The 13,419-nt window shown below is 75.9% G+C and carries 17 protein-coding genes; 12 read left to right on the top strand and 5 right to left on the bottom strand.

Annotated elements, in window-relative coordinates; all coding sequences use genetic code 11:
* The 8 genes from ACK8HX_RS13560 (at window position 1) to ACK8HX_RS13525 (ending at window position 5,897) form a co-directional block, all read left to right on the top strand.
* On the top strand, window positions 1-630 hold the full coding sequence (locus tag ACK8HX_RS13560; RefSeq protein ID WP_411941239.1) for a riboflavin synthase: 630 nt from the start codon (window positions 1-3) through the stop codon (window positions 628-630).
* Window positions 627-1,874 carry a 3,4-dihydroxy-2-butanone-4-phosphate synthase gene (gene ribB / locus ACK8HX_RS13555; RefSeq protein WP_411941238.1) on the top strand — a complete coding sequence of 416 codons (1,248 nt, stop codon included), beginning with the start codon at window positions 627-629 and terminating at the stop codon, window positions 1,872-1,874. The genes ACK8HX_RS13560 and ribB overlap by 4 nt, the downstream gene beginning before the upstream one ends.
* A gap of 47 nt (window positions 1,875-1,921) precedes the next feature.
* Complete coding sequence (gene ribH, locus ACK8HX_RS13550; protein WP_411941237.1) at window positions 1,922-2,422, top strand: 6,7-dimethyl-8-ribityllumazine synthase; 501 nt, start codon at window positions 1,922-1,924, stop codon at window positions 2,420-2,422.
* Window positions 2,423-2,427: 5 nt separating this feature from the next.
* Window positions 2,428-3,162, top strand: coding sequence for a nicotinamide riboside transporter PnuC (gene pnuC, locus ACK8HX_RS13545; RefSeq protein ID WP_411941259.1), 735 nt, complete (start codon window positions 2,428-2,430; stop codon window positions 3,160-3,162).
* 104 nt (window positions 3,163-3,266) lie between these two features.
* A complete protein-coding gene (locus ACK8HX_RS13540; RefSeq protein ID WP_411941236.1) occupies window positions 3,267-3,530 on the top strand; it encodes a phosphoribosyl-ATP diphosphatase in 264 nt (87 codons plus the stop codon).
* A gap of 23 nt (window positions 3,531-3,553) precedes the next feature.
* Window positions 3,554-4,399 (top strand): ATP phosphoribosyltransferase, encoded by an 846-nt coding sequence (gene hisG, locus ACK8HX_RS13535; protein ID WP_411941235.1) that lies wholly within the window; start codon window positions 3,554-3,556, stop codon window positions 4,397-4,399.
* A 50-nt stretch (window positions 4,400-4,449) separates the two neighbouring features.
* On the top strand, window positions 4,450-4,836 hold the full coding sequence (locus ACK8HX_RS13530) for a PH domain-containing protein (RefSeq protein WP_411941234.1): 387 nt from the start codon (window positions 4,450-4,452) through the stop codon (window positions 4,834-4,836).
* A 59-nt stretch (window positions 4,837-4,895) separates the two neighbouring features.
* Entirely contained in the window at window positions 4,896-5,897 is a 1,002-nt protein-coding gene (locus ACK8HX_RS13525; protein WP_411941233.1) for a LysR family transcriptional regulator, read from the top strand.
* Window positions 5,898-6,109: 212 nt separating this feature from the next.
* Here ACK8HX_RS13525 and ACK8HX_RS13520 read toward each other — a convergent pair whose 3' ends face one another.
* From ACK8HX_RS13520 to ACK8HX_RS13510, 3 genes are read right to left on the bottom strand one after another with little or no spacing between them, the layout of a single operon-like run.
* Complete coding sequence (locus ACK8HX_RS13520) at window positions 6,110-7,336, bottom strand: MFS transporter (protein WP_411941232.1); 1,227 nt, start codon at window positions 7,334-7,336, stop codon at window positions 6,110-6,112.
* 51 nt (window positions 7,337-7,387) lie between these two features.
* The gene (locus tag ACK8HX_RS13515) at window positions 7,388-8,479 is read right to left on the bottom strand and encodes an FUSC family protein (protein ID WP_411941231.1); all 1,092 of its coding nucleotides are present in this window, start codon (window positions 8,477-8,479) and stop codon (window positions 7,388-7,390) included.
* Window positions 8,476-9,063, bottom strand: coding sequence for a nucleoside/nucleotide kinase family protein (locus ACK8HX_RS13510; protein ID WP_411941230.1), 588 nt, complete (start codon window positions 9,061-9,063; stop codon window positions 8,476-8,478). The genes ACK8HX_RS13515 and ACK8HX_RS13510 overlap by 4 nt, the downstream gene beginning before the upstream one ends.
* A gap of 33 nt (window positions 9,064-9,096) precedes the next feature.
* Here ACK8HX_RS13510 and hisF point away from each other — a divergent pair, with 33 nt between their 5' ends.
* Complete coding sequence (gene hisF, locus ACK8HX_RS13505; protein ID WP_411941229.1) at window positions 9,097-9,870, top strand: imidazole glycerol phosphate synthase subunit HisF; 774 nt, start codon at window positions 9,097-9,099, stop codon at window positions 9,868-9,870.
* Window positions 9,871-9,876: 6 nt separating this feature from the next.
* Here the strand turns inward: hisF and ACK8HX_RS13500 are convergent, their stop codons facing one another.
* Together ACK8HX_RS13500 and ACK8HX_RS13495 are read right to left on the bottom strand one after the other, a co-directional pair.
* The gene (locus ACK8HX_RS13500; RefSeq protein ID WP_411941228.1) at window positions 9,877-10,530 is read right to left on the bottom strand and encodes a TIGR03085 family metal-binding protein; all 654 of its coding nucleotides are present in this window, start codon (window positions 10,528-10,530) and stop codon (window positions 9,877-9,879) included.
* Window positions 10,527-10,724: a hypothetical protein gene (locus ACK8HX_RS13495; protein WP_411941227.1), complete on the bottom strand. Its 198-nt coding sequence runs from the start codon at window positions 10,722-10,724 to the stop codon at window positions 10,527-10,529. The genes ACK8HX_RS13500 and ACK8HX_RS13495 overlap by 4 nt, the downstream gene beginning before the upstream one ends.
* Before the next feature lie 132 nt (window positions 10,725-10,856).
* On the opposite strand from ACK8HX_RS13495, the gene hisI reads away from it, so the two are divergent.
* Genes hisI through ACK8HX_RS13480 form a run of 3 tightly spaced genes read left to right on the top strand, consistent with a single transcriptional unit; the run spans window position 10,857 to window position 13,416 of the window.
* A complete protein-coding gene (hisI, locus tag ACK8HX_RS13490) occupies window positions 10,857-11,243 on the top strand; it encodes a phosphoribosyl-AMP cyclohydrolase (protein ID WP_411941226.1) in 387 nt (128 codons plus the stop codon).
* Entirely contained in the window at window positions 11,240-12,814 is a 1,575-nt protein-coding gene (locus ACK8HX_RS13485) for an anthranilate synthase component I (RefSeq protein WP_411941225.1), read from the top strand. Before hisI ends, ACK8HX_RS13485 begins: the two co-directional genes overlap by 4 nt.
* Window positions 12,811-13,416, top strand: coding sequence for a Trp biosynthesis-associated membrane protein (locus ACK8HX_RS13480; RefSeq protein ID WP_411941224.1), 606 nt, complete (start codon window positions 12,811-12,813; stop codon window positions 13,414-13,416). Before ACK8HX_RS13485 ends, ACK8HX_RS13480 begins: the two co-directional genes overlap by 4 nt.
* Window positions 13,417-13,419: the final 3 nt, after the last annotated feature.

The raw sequence follows: 13,419 nt of genomic DNA, 5'->3' as shown, positions 1-13,419 counted from the left end.
ATGTTCACCGGCATCGTCGAGGAGCTCGGCACCGTCACCGCCCTCGAGCAGGGCACCGACAGCGCCCGGCTCACCGTCCACGGACCCCTCGTCACGTCCGACGCCGAGCACGGCGCCTCGATCGCCGTCAACGGCGTCTGCCTGACCGTCACCGAACACGGTGAGGGCGCGTTCACCGCCGACGTCATGGCCGAGACGCTGCGCCGCACGAGCCTGGGCGTCCTCCGCCCGGGCGACCGGGTCAACCTCGAGCGGGCGATGGCGGCGTCCTCCCGCTTCGGCGGGCACGTCGTCCAGGGCCACGTCGACGGCACCGCCACCATCGCCGCCCGTGAGCCGGGCGAGCGGTGGGAGGTCGTCCGCCTCACCCTCCCTGCCGACCTCGCCCCGTACCTCGTCGAGAAGGGCTCGATCACCGTCGACGGCGTCTCGCTCACCGTCGTCGACGTCGAGGAGGACGCCTTCTCCGTCTCGCTCATCCCGACGACCCTCGCGCTCACGACGCTCGGAACCAAGGGCGTCGGCGACCCCGTCAACCTCGAGGTCGACGTCCTCGCCAAGTACGTCGAACGGCTCCTCGCCACCCGCTTCGCCGCCACCACCCCCGACCGCGAGGAGGCCCGCGCATGAGCGCCGACCCCGTCCGCACCCCCGGCCTCGCCACCGTCGAGGAGGCCCTCGACGCCCTCCGCGCGGGCCGACCCGTCCTCGTCGTCGACGACGCCGACCGCGAGAACGAGGGCGACGTCGTCCTCGCCGCCGAGACGCTCACCGAGCGCTGGACCGCCTGGGCGGTCCGACACAGCAGCGGCTACCTCTGCGCCCCGGTGACCGAGGAGGTCGCCGACCGCCTCGGCCTGCCGCTCATGGTGCCCGACAACCACGACCCGCTGCGGACCGCCTACACCGTCACGGTCGACGCCGCCGTGGGCGTCACGACCGGCATCTCCGCCGCCGACCGCACGAGGACGGCCCGCGTCCTCGCCGACCCCTCCGCGACGGCAGCGGACCTGCGCCGCCCCGGCCACCTCGTCCCGCTGCGGGCGCGCGAGGGCGGCGTCCTCGTCCGACCCGGGCACACCGAGGCCGCGGTCGACCTCTGTCGCCTCGCCGGCCTCGCCCCCGTGGGCGTCATCGGCGAGCTCGTCGAGGACGACGGCTCGATGACGCGCCTGCCCGGTGTCCTCGCGCTCGGCACCCGCGAGGGGCTGCCCGTCCTCACCATCGCCGACCTCGTCGCGTGGCGGCAGCGGCACGACCGCGTCGAGCGGGTCGCCGACACCGTCGTCCCCACGCGGTACGGCGCGTTCCGGGCCCTGGCCTACCGCGACCGGATCACCGGCGACGAGCACCTCGCGCTGGTGAGCCCGCGGGGGGTCCCGCCGGGCGCCCCCCTCGTCCGGGTGCACTCCGAGTGCCTCACCGGCGACGTCCTCGGCTCGCAGCGCTGCGACTGCGGCCCCCAGCTCGAGCGCTCCCTCGAGCGCGTGGCGGCCGAGGGCGGCATCGTGCTCTACCTGCGCGGCCACGAGGGCCGCGGCGTCGGCCTCGCCGAGAAGCTTCGGGCCTACGCCCTCCAGGACCGCGGGCTCGACACCGTCGACGCCCAGGTCGAGCTCGGCCTGCCGGTCGACGCCCGCGACTACGTCGCCGCGGCGGGCGTCCTCGCCGACCTCCAGGTCGACGGCGTCCGGCTGCTCACGAACAACCCCGCGAAGGTGGAGGGCCTGCGGGCCCACGGGGTCGAGGTCGTCGCCGTCGAGCGGCTGCGCACGACCCCCCTCCCCGCGAACGCGGCGTACCTGCGCACGAAGCGCGACCGGATGGGGCACGACCTCGTCCTCGACCCGGCCGACTCCGGCACCACCGCCTGACCCCGGACCCCCGACGAGGCACCACGAACCCCGAGGAGAACCCCAGCATGAGTGGACACGGAGCCCCCGCCGTCACGGCCGACGGGCACGGGCTGCGCGTCGCGGTCGTCGCCGCGTCGTGGCACGAGGAGGTCATGACCGGCCTCCTCGACGGTGCCCTGCGCGGCCTCACCGAGGCCGGGGTCGAGGACCCGCTCGTCGTGCGGGTGCCCGGCACGGTCGAGCTGTCCGTGGCGTGCGCGCGCCTCGCCCCGTCGCACGACGCGCTCGTCGCCCTCGGGGTCGTCGTCCGCGGCGGGACCCCGCACTTCGACTACGTCTGCCAGAGCGCCACGGCGGGCCTGACCGAGGTCGCGGTGCGCACCGGCGTCCCCGTCGGGTTCGGCGTCCTCACCTGCGACGACGACGCCCAGGCGCGCGACCGCTCGGGCCTGCCGGGCTCGCGCGAGGACAAGGGCCACGAGGCCGCCACCGCCGCCGTCGCGACCGCCGCCACGCTGCGCGAGCTCGCGCCCCGCCCGCTCGGTGCCACGGTGGTGCCGGCGTGAACGGCCTGCGCGAGCTCCTCGCCTGGATCCAGCACGAGTCCGTGACCGTCGGCGGGTACCAGCTGCCGTGGATCGAGATCGTCGGCAACGCCTTCGGGTTCGCCTCCGCCATCCTCGGCATGCGGCGCCGCGTGTGGGCGTGGCCGGTCGGCATCGTCGGCAACCTGCTCCTCTTCCTCATCTTCGTCTCCGCGACCTTCGACGAGGCCGCCCGCACGCCGCTGTTCGGGCAGGCGGGGCGCCAGGTCTTCTTCATCGCGACGAGCCTGTACGGCTGGTGGCGCTGGGACCAGCACCGCAAGGCCCGCCTCGCCGCCGGTGCGCCGGACGACACGCCCGCCATCACCCCGCGCTGGGCCACGGCCCGGGAGCGGCTCGGCTACGTCCTCGCGTGGGTGGGGCTCGTCCTCGTCGCGCAGTGGGCGCTCGCCGCCATCGGTGCCGCGTGGCCCGCGCCGCGCTGGTACTTCTGGTGCGACGCGTGGATCCTCGTCGGCTCGATGATGGCGACGTACGCGATGGCGCGCGGGTGGAACGACTTCTGGCTCATGTGGATCGCCGTCGACCTCGTCGGCGTCCCGCTCCTGTGGCACAGCCAGTACTACCCGACCGCCGTCCTCTACGCGGTGTACGGCGGGCTCGTCCTCTACGGCTTCACGGTCTGGCTGCGCGCCTCGCGCACCGAGCCCACCGACGAGGTCGCCGAGGCCGGTGCGCCCGAGCCGGTGCGCACCCCCTGAACCACCCGGGCGGGTCCGCCACCCCTCCGGTGGGCCCGTCCGGGTGCTCGTCCCCGCGGACGCCCCGTCGGCGCCGTCCCCCGCGCCTCCTAGACTCTGCCCTCGTGAAGACCTTCGACTCGCTGTACGCCGAGCTCGCCGAGAAGGCCCGGCTCCGCCCCGAGGGCTCGGTGACCGTGGCCGCCCTCGACGCCGGCGTCCATGCGATCGGCAAGAAGATCGTGGAGGAGGCCGCGGAGGTGTGGATGGCGGCCGAGCACGAGGGGCGCGACCGGACCGCCGAGGAGGTCAGCCAGCTGATCTACCACCTGCAGGTCCTCATGGTCGCCGCCGACCTCACCCCTGACGACGTCTACAAGCACCTCTGACGAGGCAGACCGGAGAACCACCCATGCTGCGCATCGCCGTCCCCAACAAGGGATCGCTCGCCGACCCCGCGGCCGCCATGCTCCGCGAGGCCGGGTACCGCACCCGCCGTGACGCCAAGGAGCTCGTCGTCAGTGACGTCGACAACGGCGTCGAGCTGTTCTACCTGCGCCCCCGCGACATCGCCGTCTACGTCGGCTCCGGCACCGTCGACTGCGGCATCACCGGCCGCGACCTGCTCCTCGACTCCGGCTCCGCCGCCGTCGAGCTCATGGCCCTCGGCTTCGGCGCCTCGACCTTCCGCTACGCCGCCCGCCCCGGCACGGCCTCCGCCCTCGCCGACATCGGCGGGCACCGGGTCGCCACCAGCTACCCGGGGCTGGTCGAGAAGCACCTCGCCGACCACGGCGTCGTCGCGTCGGTGACCCGCCTCGACGGTGCCGTGGAGACCGCGATCACCCTCGGCGTCGCCGACGTCATCGCCGACGTCGTCGAGACCGGCGCCACGTTGCGCAGCCAGGGCCTCGAGGTCTTCGGCGAGCCCATCCTGCGCAGCGAGGCCGTCCTCGTCCGGCGCGAGGGCAGCGAGGAGAAGGCCGGCATCGAGGTGCTGCGCCGCCGTCTCCTCGGCGTCATCACCGCACGGCACTACGTCATGCTCGACTACGACGTCCCGAACGCCCTCGTCGACCGTGCCTGCGCCATCACGCCCGGGCTGGAGTCACCGACCGTGTCCCCGCTGCAGAACCCCGAGTGGGTCGCGGTCCGGGCGATGGTGCCACGGGCCGGCACGAACGCCGTCATGGACGAGCTGTACGACCTCGGTGCCCGCGCCATCCTCGTCACCGACATCGCCGCGTGTCGCCTCTGACGCCCGCGGCGCCGTTCCGACCGCGCCGCGGGCGCACGATGGCGCTCGCGATGGCGACCGCGGCCGTCCTCGTCTGCGTCCTCGCGGCCGTCCTCCTCGGCGGGGCCCGCCAGTGGGGACCGGCCGACCAGGTCGCCCTCGTCGTGTTCGGGGCAGGGATCGCCGCCTTCCTCCTGCGCTACGCGACGATCCGTGCCGTCCCGGACGACGACGGGCTCACCGTGCGCAACCTCCTGCTCACCCGTCGGGTGCGGTGGGAGGACGTCGAGGGAGTCCGGTTCGACGAGGGGGCGCCGTGGGTGGTGCTCGACCTCCACGACGGCGACGAGCTCGCCGTGATGGCCGTGCAGCGCGCCGACGGCGAGGTCGCGCGCGGGGAGGCCGGTCGGCTCGCGGCCCTCCTCGACGCGCGGGGTGACGGCTCCCGAACGGCCTGACCTGCGGGTCCTTTCCACGGCCGAGCCGGAGAAACCTGAGGAACCCTCAGGTGGGGGGCGTGCACTCCACCCCGATCTCCGGGACCATGAGCGCCCGAGCCGCCCACCCCGGGCGGCCTCCGGCGTCGGGGGTGGGGCCCGTGCGGGTCGAGCAGGTCAGGGCGTTCGCCGTCCTCGCGGAGGAGCTGAACTTCCGGCGCGCCGCAGCACGCCTCTTCGTCAGCCAGCCGACCCTCAGCGCGCAGATCCACGGACTCGAGCGCGACCTCGGCGTCGTCCTGTTCGAACGGGGCCGGGAGGGCACCCGGCTCACCGACGAGGCGGCCACCGTCCTCCCGTTGGCCCGGCAGGCCCTGCGCGCGCTCGAGGACCTGGAGTCCGTCGCCGGTCGCCCCGAGGCGGGGGCCGACCGGCTCAGCCTGGGGGTGGCCCCGGACGGCATCGGCCCGGCGACGTGGTCGGCGGTGCGGCGGCTCATGGGGGAGCGCCCCGAGCTCGACGTCGCCCTGCGCCCGGTCGGCTTCGGCACGATGCTGACCTCGCTCGACGACGGCACCGTCGACGCCGTCCTCCTCCACGGCCCCGTGGCGGAACGCCCGGGTCGCGTCGTCGTCACCGTCGGCGAGGTCAGGGTCGGCGTCCTGGCGCCGGGCTCGCACCCCTTCGCGACGCTGGAGGCGGTCCCGCTCGACCTCGTCGCGCCGCACCTGCGGGCCGAGCCGCCCGCCGGTGCCGGTGAGGAGTTCACCCGGTTCTGGCTCCTGCGCGACCACCCCTCGGCGCCGCGGCCCGTCGACCTCGGGCTGGGGGAGGACCCCGCCACCATCGCGGCGCTGGCCGCCCGCAAGGGTGTCGTCGCCCTCTGGCCCACCGACGTCGTGGTCCCCGACGGGTCCGGCTCCGTCGTCGTCCCCCTGACGGACGAGCGGTGGGCCCCGCTGCAGGTCGTGCACCGGGCCCACCTGCCGCTCGGCCCCGCCCTCGTGGAGGCGGCCCGCGCCGCGGTCGCGGTGACGAGCCGGCCGGGTGTGGTCCGGGTGCCGCTCGACGGACACCGCTGATCGACAGGACCGATCAGCGGCCCCTGTCGCTGCAGGTCAGGGTCTTTGTACGGTGACGGTCGGGCCAGACCGACGGGACCGAGTGGCCCACCCAGTGGGGACGACAGGTCGCCGCCGGCCCGCCGACGCAGGGGGCCGGGGGGCCGCGCGACCGACGTGTCCCGCCGGGGTCGTCACAGGGGACGCCCCGGCGGGATCGGGCCGCGGGTCGGTCAGCCCCCGGGGGCGCCCACGCGCGGCAGGTGCGGTCCCAGCCGGGCCGACGCGAGGAGCTGGGGCACCATGGCGACGGCGAGGAGCATCCAGACGGCCCCGAAGCCGCCGGTGGCGTCCTCGACCGCACCCGACGTCGCGGGTCCGAAGGCCGCGATCGAGTAGCAGACGAGGAAGCCCATGGCGGTGAGCCGGGAGCTGTCGCGGGCCGTCACGGCGTATCGGACGAGCAGGCCGAGGCCGAGCGCGAAGGACGCCCCCTGCCCGGCGCCGAGGAGGAGCGCCCAGACCCACGGCGCGGCGTCCGGGGCGAGCCACACCCCGAGCTCGCCGGACCCGCCGAGCACTCCCGCCGTCACGAGGAGGACGCGTGCGTCGGCCACGCGGTCGAGCAGGGTCGGGGCGACGAGCCCGGAGACGAGCTGGGCGCCGGTGAACAGGGCCATGAGGAGGCCGGCGTCGCGGGCGCTCCAGCCGTGCGACTCGTAGGTCGGGGCCAGCCAGGCGAGGGCCGAGTAGAACTGCCAGGACTGGGCCGTCAGGTACGCCGCGAGCAGCCAGGCCGTGGTGCTGCGCCAGGGCAGCGCGTGCGAGCCGCCGTGGTCGCCGGCCGGCACCGCCGTCCTCCGACGCAGGGGACGGCGCACGGCGAGCCAGGCGAGCAGCCCGAGGGCCGCCGGTGCCGCCCACGTGAGCAGCGAGGCCGTCCAGCCGCCGAACGCGTCGGCGAGCGGGACGGCGCCGGCGGACGCCAGGGCCGCGGCGGCCATCATCGCGCTCATCGTCAGACCCGTCCCGAGCCCGGCCCGGTGCGGTGGGAAGACCGCCTTGACGACGCCCGGAAGCAGGGTCCCCGTCAGGGCGATGCCCGCGCCGGCGAGGAGCGTCCCGGCGTACAGCGCCTCCACCGACCGGTCGCCGACGCCGCGCAGGACGAGTCCGACGAGCACCGCCCCCGTGCCGCCGGCGACCGCGGCCACGGCGCCGGTCCGGCGAGCGACCCGGACCGCGACCGGCGCGAGCAGCCCCATGGAGAGGACGGGCAGGGTCGTCAGCACGCCCATCGCCAGGCTCGACAGGCCGAGGTCGGCCCGCACCGCCTCGGCGAGCGGCGGGAGGCTGGCCATGACGGTGCGCAGGTTCGCGGCGACGAGGACGACCGCGAGGACGAGCGCCCAGGTCGGCGCCTCGGGGGCCCCGGCGCCGCGTGGGCTGGGGGTGGTCACCGGCCCGATCGTGCCACGCGGGGTCGCCGCCGTCGCAGGGGGCCCGGCCGCCTAGGGCAGGTGCGACTCCGGGACGAGCTGGAGCGCCTCGTCGTCGTCGAGCCCCGCGACGACGAGGAGGTCGACGACCATCGAGCGCACCTGGCCGCGGATCATCTCGGCCGACAGCCCCGCCGCCGGGTCGACCCGTGCCGACAGCCCCGCGACGCGACCGAGGACGGCGCGGGCCGCCGAGGGCGTCGCGTGCTCGTCGAGGACGCGGGCGAGGTCGTCGGCGGCGTCCGCGAGTGCCGAGACGAGGTCGACGTAGTGGTCCGGCACGACCTCCGGGCGGGAGACCGCCACGGACGCGCGGCGCGCGAGCACCCGCAGGTTGCGCACACAGCGGTCGAGCGGCACGACGAGCCCCTGCGCCGCGTGCGCGGACTGGGCGTGGCCGCGCAGGAACGGCGACTGGCGGACGACGGCGACCCCCTCGGCCGCGGCGGTCCGCAGCTCGGAGATCTGGCCCTCGAGGTCGCGCGCCTCGGCCAGGGCGGCCGTCGCGAGGGCCCGGTCGCGGCGCCGCAGGGCGGCGACGACGTCGCGCAGGGTCACGGCCACCTGACGGACGGTCCGGGCGGCCTCCGCGCGGGGACGGCGCACCGGCGAGGTCGGGGCGACGGCGCCGATGACGAGCGCGACGACGCCGCCGACGACGGCGTCGAGCCACCGCGACACCGCGTCGGACTGGTTCGCGACGAGGGCGACGATGAACACCGACTGCACGCCCGCCTGGATGACGAGCAGCTGACCGCTCGACAGCACCACCGCGATGGCCATCGCGAGGACGACGACGACCGCCATCTGCCACGCCCCGGTGCCGAGCCCGAGGACGATGACGTCGCCGACGAGGACACCGATTGCGACGCCCACCGTCACCTCCGCGATCCGGCGCAGCCGCTGCCCGTAGGTGAGTCCGAGGCACAGGATGGCGGTGACCGGGGCGAAGAAGGGCACCTCGTGGCCGAGCACGTGCTTCGCGACGAGCCAGGCGACGAGGACGGCCACCCCGACCTGGAGGATGAGGACCCACCGGTCGCCGAGCCGCCGCAGCCCGCGCTCGAGGGTGGGCCGGACCCGGTCGAACGCGGCCGCGCTCACCGGGCGACCGTCCGGACGACGAGGTCGGCGTCCTCCCAGGGACGTGCGGCGTAGGCGAGGTCCTCCTGGGCTGCCCAGCGGTCCCAGTGCGGGGCGTAGGTCTCGCCGTCCCGGGCGAGGGCGCGGCGCCTGCGCTCCTCGTCGGGCGCCTCGACCCAGACGCGGACCGTCGCGTGCGCGGCGGCCGGCTCGACGAGCGCGCCACACCCCTCGACGACGAGGACCGGGGCGACGGGCACCCGGACGACGCGGCCCGGGCGCGACCTCATCCAGTCCCAGCGGCGGTAGGTGCCGGCCTCCCCGCGGGAGACGGGCCCGAGCAGGTCTGCCGTGACGAGGGCGACGCCCTCGGCGAGCCCGTCCCACCCGGGGTAGACGTCGTCGAGGTGGACGACCGGGGCGTCGAGCGCGGCCGCGACGGCCGTCGCGAGGAGGGTCTTGCCGCTCCCGCTCCGCCCGTCGACGGCGACGACGACCGTGCCGCCGGGAGGCGGCGTGGCCGTCCGCGCGCTCGCCACGACCGCCGCCACGTGGGAGGGGTCGGCCCGCTCGGTGCGCTCGTGCTCACGGGACGGGGCGGCCATGGCGGCGAGCCTAGTGCTCGGTACCGTTGGCGCATGTCCGTGGCGGTCCGCGTCATCCCGTGCCTCGACGTCGACGCCGGGCGCGTCGTCAAGGGGGTCAACTTCGAGAACCTCCGCGACGCCGGTGACCCCGTCGAGCTGGCCCGCCGCTACGGCGAGCAGGGCGCCGACGAGCTGACCTTCCTCGACGTCACGGCCAGCAGCGGGGCCCGCGAGACGATGTACGACGTCGTCGCGCGGACCGCCGAGGAGGTCTTCATCCCCCTCACCGTGGGCGGAGGGGTGCGCACCGTCGACGACGTCGACCGGCTGCTGCGTGCCGGCGCCGACAAGGTCGGGGTCAACACCGCGGCCATCGCCCGCCCGGCGCTCATCGCCGAGACCGCCGACCGGTTCGGGGCGCAGGTGCTCGTGCTGTCGGCCGACGTCCGGCGCCGGCGTGACGAGAGCGGCTCGCCCACGGGCGGGTTCGAGGTGACCACGCACGGCGGGCGCACGCGCACCGGCCTCGACGCCGTCGAGTGGTGCGCCCGGGCCGCCGAGCTCGGCGCGGGCGAGATCCTCCTCAACTCGATGGACGCCGACGGCACCAAGGACGGCTTCGACCTCGAGCTCATCGCGCTCGTGCGGGCCGCCGTCGACGTCCCGGTCATCGCGAGCGGGGGAGCGGGCGCGGTGGGCCACTTCGCCCCCGCGGTGCGCGCGGGCGCCGACGCCGTCCTCGCCGCGAGCGTCTTCCACTTCGGCGAGCTGACCATCGGCCAGGTCAAGGAGGCGCTGCGGGCCGACGGCCAACCTGTGCGCTGACGGCCGTCAGGACATCCCGAGCTGCGCGGTCCGCAGCGTCGCCACGTCCTCCGGCGACCCGTCCATCGTGACCTCGGCGACGCGCGCGCGGCCGGACGCGAGGAGGAGCAGCTCGACCGGCTCGCCGCTCACCGTGACCGACCGGTCGTCGGGTCCGGCGTGGAGCGGCTCGCGGCCCGGGGCGACGAGGGTGACCCCGACGGGTGAGCGCCGGAACATCAGGTCGGCCGCCTTGCGCAGGGCGTGGAAGGCGGCCCGCGCCACGCGGTCCGGCACCTCGCGGCGCGGGCCGACGGCGCCGTCGCCGCGCAGGACGTCCTCGTGGTGGACGATCAGCTCGACGGTGTTGAACACCGACTCGACGCGGTCGATGCGCGCGGGCGACCACCACGGGGCCCCCGAGCGGACCGTCGCGACGAGCTCGTCCCAGTCGCCGCGGGCGATGCGCTCCTGCTCGTGCTGCGTCCACCCCGAGAACGCGGGGACCCAGATGCCGACGGCGGCGTCCGGGCGGCGCTCCCGCACGACGAGGTGGGCGGCCAGGTCGCGCGTGCGCCACGGGTCGCACAGGGTCGGGGCGTCCGGCCCGACGGCGAGGAGGGTGTCACAGAGGGCGTCGCGCTCGAGGCGGACGACGGGGGTCCGCGCGTCGGTGGTCATGCCGCCATTGTGGCCCGGTGGTGGCGGCCGGTGCGGCTGGCGGCCGTCGTCGGGATCACCGTGACGGGGCTCGCCACTTCGTCCTGCTCCGGCCCCTGCTCGACCTCGACGGCGCCGACCGGCTGGTACCCGTACCCCTTCCTGGACGCGCGCGAGAGCGGTGGCGGCGCGGTCGTCGGTGCCTGCCGCGGCATCACCGTGCTCGTCCTCGCGCTCCTTCGCCGGGGCCCGCGCCCTCGACCGGCGCCTGGCACCCGCGCCGGCCGCCCCCGTCCGCTGACCGGCCCGGGGCAGGGACGACGTGCTCCGCGCGGCACAATGACGGGGTGTCCGCCACCCCCGAGCCCATCCTCGACCCCGCCGTCGCCGCGCGCCTGAAGCGCGACGAGCACGGCCTCGTCGCGGCGGTCGTGCAGCAGCACGACACCGGCGAGGTGCTCATGCTCGGGTGGATGGACGACGAGGCGCTGCGCCGCACCCTCACGGAGGGCCGGGTGACGTTCTGGTCGCGCAGCCGGCAGGAGTACTGGCGCAAGGGCGACACGAGCGGCCACGTCCAGCACGTGCGCTCCGTGGCGCTCGACTGCGACGGCGACGCGCTCCTCGTGCGCGTCGAGCAGGTCGGCGTGGCCTGCCACACCGGCGACCGCACCTGCTTCGACGCCCACGACCTCGGCGCGGTGGTCGGCGCCGGCCCCGGGGGAGCCGCGTGACGAGTACCGGAGCCGCCCCGGCCGCCGAGACCCCGCCCCTGGCCTACGGCCAGACCTGGCCCACGCTCGACGTCTTCGGCGTCCTCGCCCGCGACCGCCGCGTCATCCCCGTGGTGCGCCGCCTCATGGGTGACGCCGAGACCCCGGTCGGGGTCTACCGCAAGCTCGCCGGCGACCGGCCCGGCACCTTCCTCCTCGAGTCGGCCGAGCACGGCGGCGTCTGGTCGCGCTGGTCGATCGTCGGGGCCGCGAGCCGGGCCACGCTCACCGAGCGCGGGGGCGAGGTCCACTGGATCGGCGAGCCGCCCGTCGGCGTGCCCACGACCGGGCTCGCCACCGAGGCCCTCCGCGCGACGATGGAGGCGCTCGCCACCGAGCCGGTCGCCGGGCTGCCGCCGCTCACCGGCGGGATGGTCGGCGCCATCACCTACGACGCCGTCCGCCGCTGGGAGAGGGTCCCGAGCACGGCGCCCGACGACCTCGGCCTGCCCGAGGTCGCGATGATGCTCGCCACGGACCTCGCCGTCCTCGACCACACCGACGGCTCGATCCTCCTCGTCGCCAACGCCGTCAACTACGACGACACCGACGAGCGGGCGGAGCAGGCCTGGGCCGACGCCGTCGACCGCCTCGACGCGATGACGCGCGCCCTCGCGGCACCCGCGGACAGCACCGTCGCCGTCGTCGACACCGACGCCGTCGACGCCGCGATGGCGCTCGTCACGTCCAACACGACCCAGGAGCGCTACGAGGAGGTCGTCGAGCTCGCCAAGGAGGACATCCGGGCCGGCGAGGTCTTCCAGGTCGTCCTCTCGCAGCGCTTCTCGATGCCGTGCCCGGCCGACCCGCTCGACGTGTACCGCGCGCTGCGCGCCGGCAACCCGAGCCCGTACATGTACCTCTTCCGCTTCCCCGCGCCCGACGGGTCCGACTACGCCGTCGTCGGCAGCAGCCCCGAGGCCCTCGTCCGGGTCACGGGGGAGCGCGCGATCACCCACCCCATCGCCGGCAGCCGCCCGCGCGGGAAGACGCCCGAGGACGACGTGCGCCTCGCCGAGGAGCTCCTCGCCGACCCCAAGGAGCGCAGCGAGCACGTCATGCTCGTCGACCTCGGGCGCAACGACCTCCAGCGCGTGTGCCGGCCCGGGACCGTCGACGTCGTCGAGCTCATGGACGTCCGCCGCTACAGCCACGTCATGCACATCGAGTCCACCGTCGTGGGGGAGACCCGTCCCGGCGTCAGCGCCTACGACGTCCTCGTCTCGACCTTCCCGGCCGGCACGCTCTCGGGGGCACCCAAGCCGCGTGCCCTCTCCCTCATCGAGCACTACGAGCCCTCGCGGCGCGGCCTCTACGGCGGCGTCGTCGGCTACCTCGACTTCCACGGCGACCTCGACATGGCCATCGCCATCCGCACCGCGGTCGTCAAGAACGGGGTCGCCCACGTCCAGGCCGGCGCCGGCATCGTCGCCGACTCCCACCCCACCCGCGAGCACGAGGAGTGCCTGCACAAGGCCGCCGCCGCCCTGCGCGCCGTCGCGACCGCGGGGGCGATGAGGACGGTGTCGTGAGGGCCTTGGCGCGTCGCGGTCCGGTCGCCCTCCTCGGTCTCGTCGGCGGGTTCGCCCTCCTCGCGGTCGCCTTCCGGCCCTGGGTGTCCGGCGCCGTCGACGACGCCGTGCTCGGCGCGACCCGGATCGGCGCGACGGGTGCCGAGGTCGCCCCCGGCCTCACCGCCGTCGCCCTGGCCCTCGCGGCCGCGACCGTGGCGACCGTGGCCGGTGGCCGGGTCACGCGCGTCGTCGCCCTCCTCGGCTGGGCCGGCCTCCTCGTCGTCGCCGCCGGGCTCACCGGACGGGTCCTGCTCGACCCGGACGGCGTCCTCGGTCCCGTCGGCGCGGCCCGCGTGGGACGCACGGGATCGGTCGAGACGGTCGCCGACCCGAGCGCCTGGCCCGTCGTCGCCCTCGGGGCCCTGGCCCTCTCCCTCGTCGGGCTCGCCTGCGCCGCGTGGGGCATGGGGTCCTGGGGCGGCCCGAGCAGCCGGTACGAGGTCGCCCCCACGGACGGCGGGGACGTCGCCGGACCCCGGGGCGAGCGGGTCGCGAGCGACTGGGACGAGCTGTCCGCCGGCCGCGACCCCACCGATGTCGGTCCCGACCGCCCGACCTGACAG

Source organism: Oryzobacter faecalis (assembly GCF_046764005.1).
GTDB lineage: Bacteria > Actinomycetota > Actinomycetes > Actinomycetales > Dermatophilaceae > Oryzobacter > Oryzobacter faecalis.
Note: the sequence above shows the minus strand (reverse complement) of the source record. Positions and strands in the feature narration are given on the sequence as shown.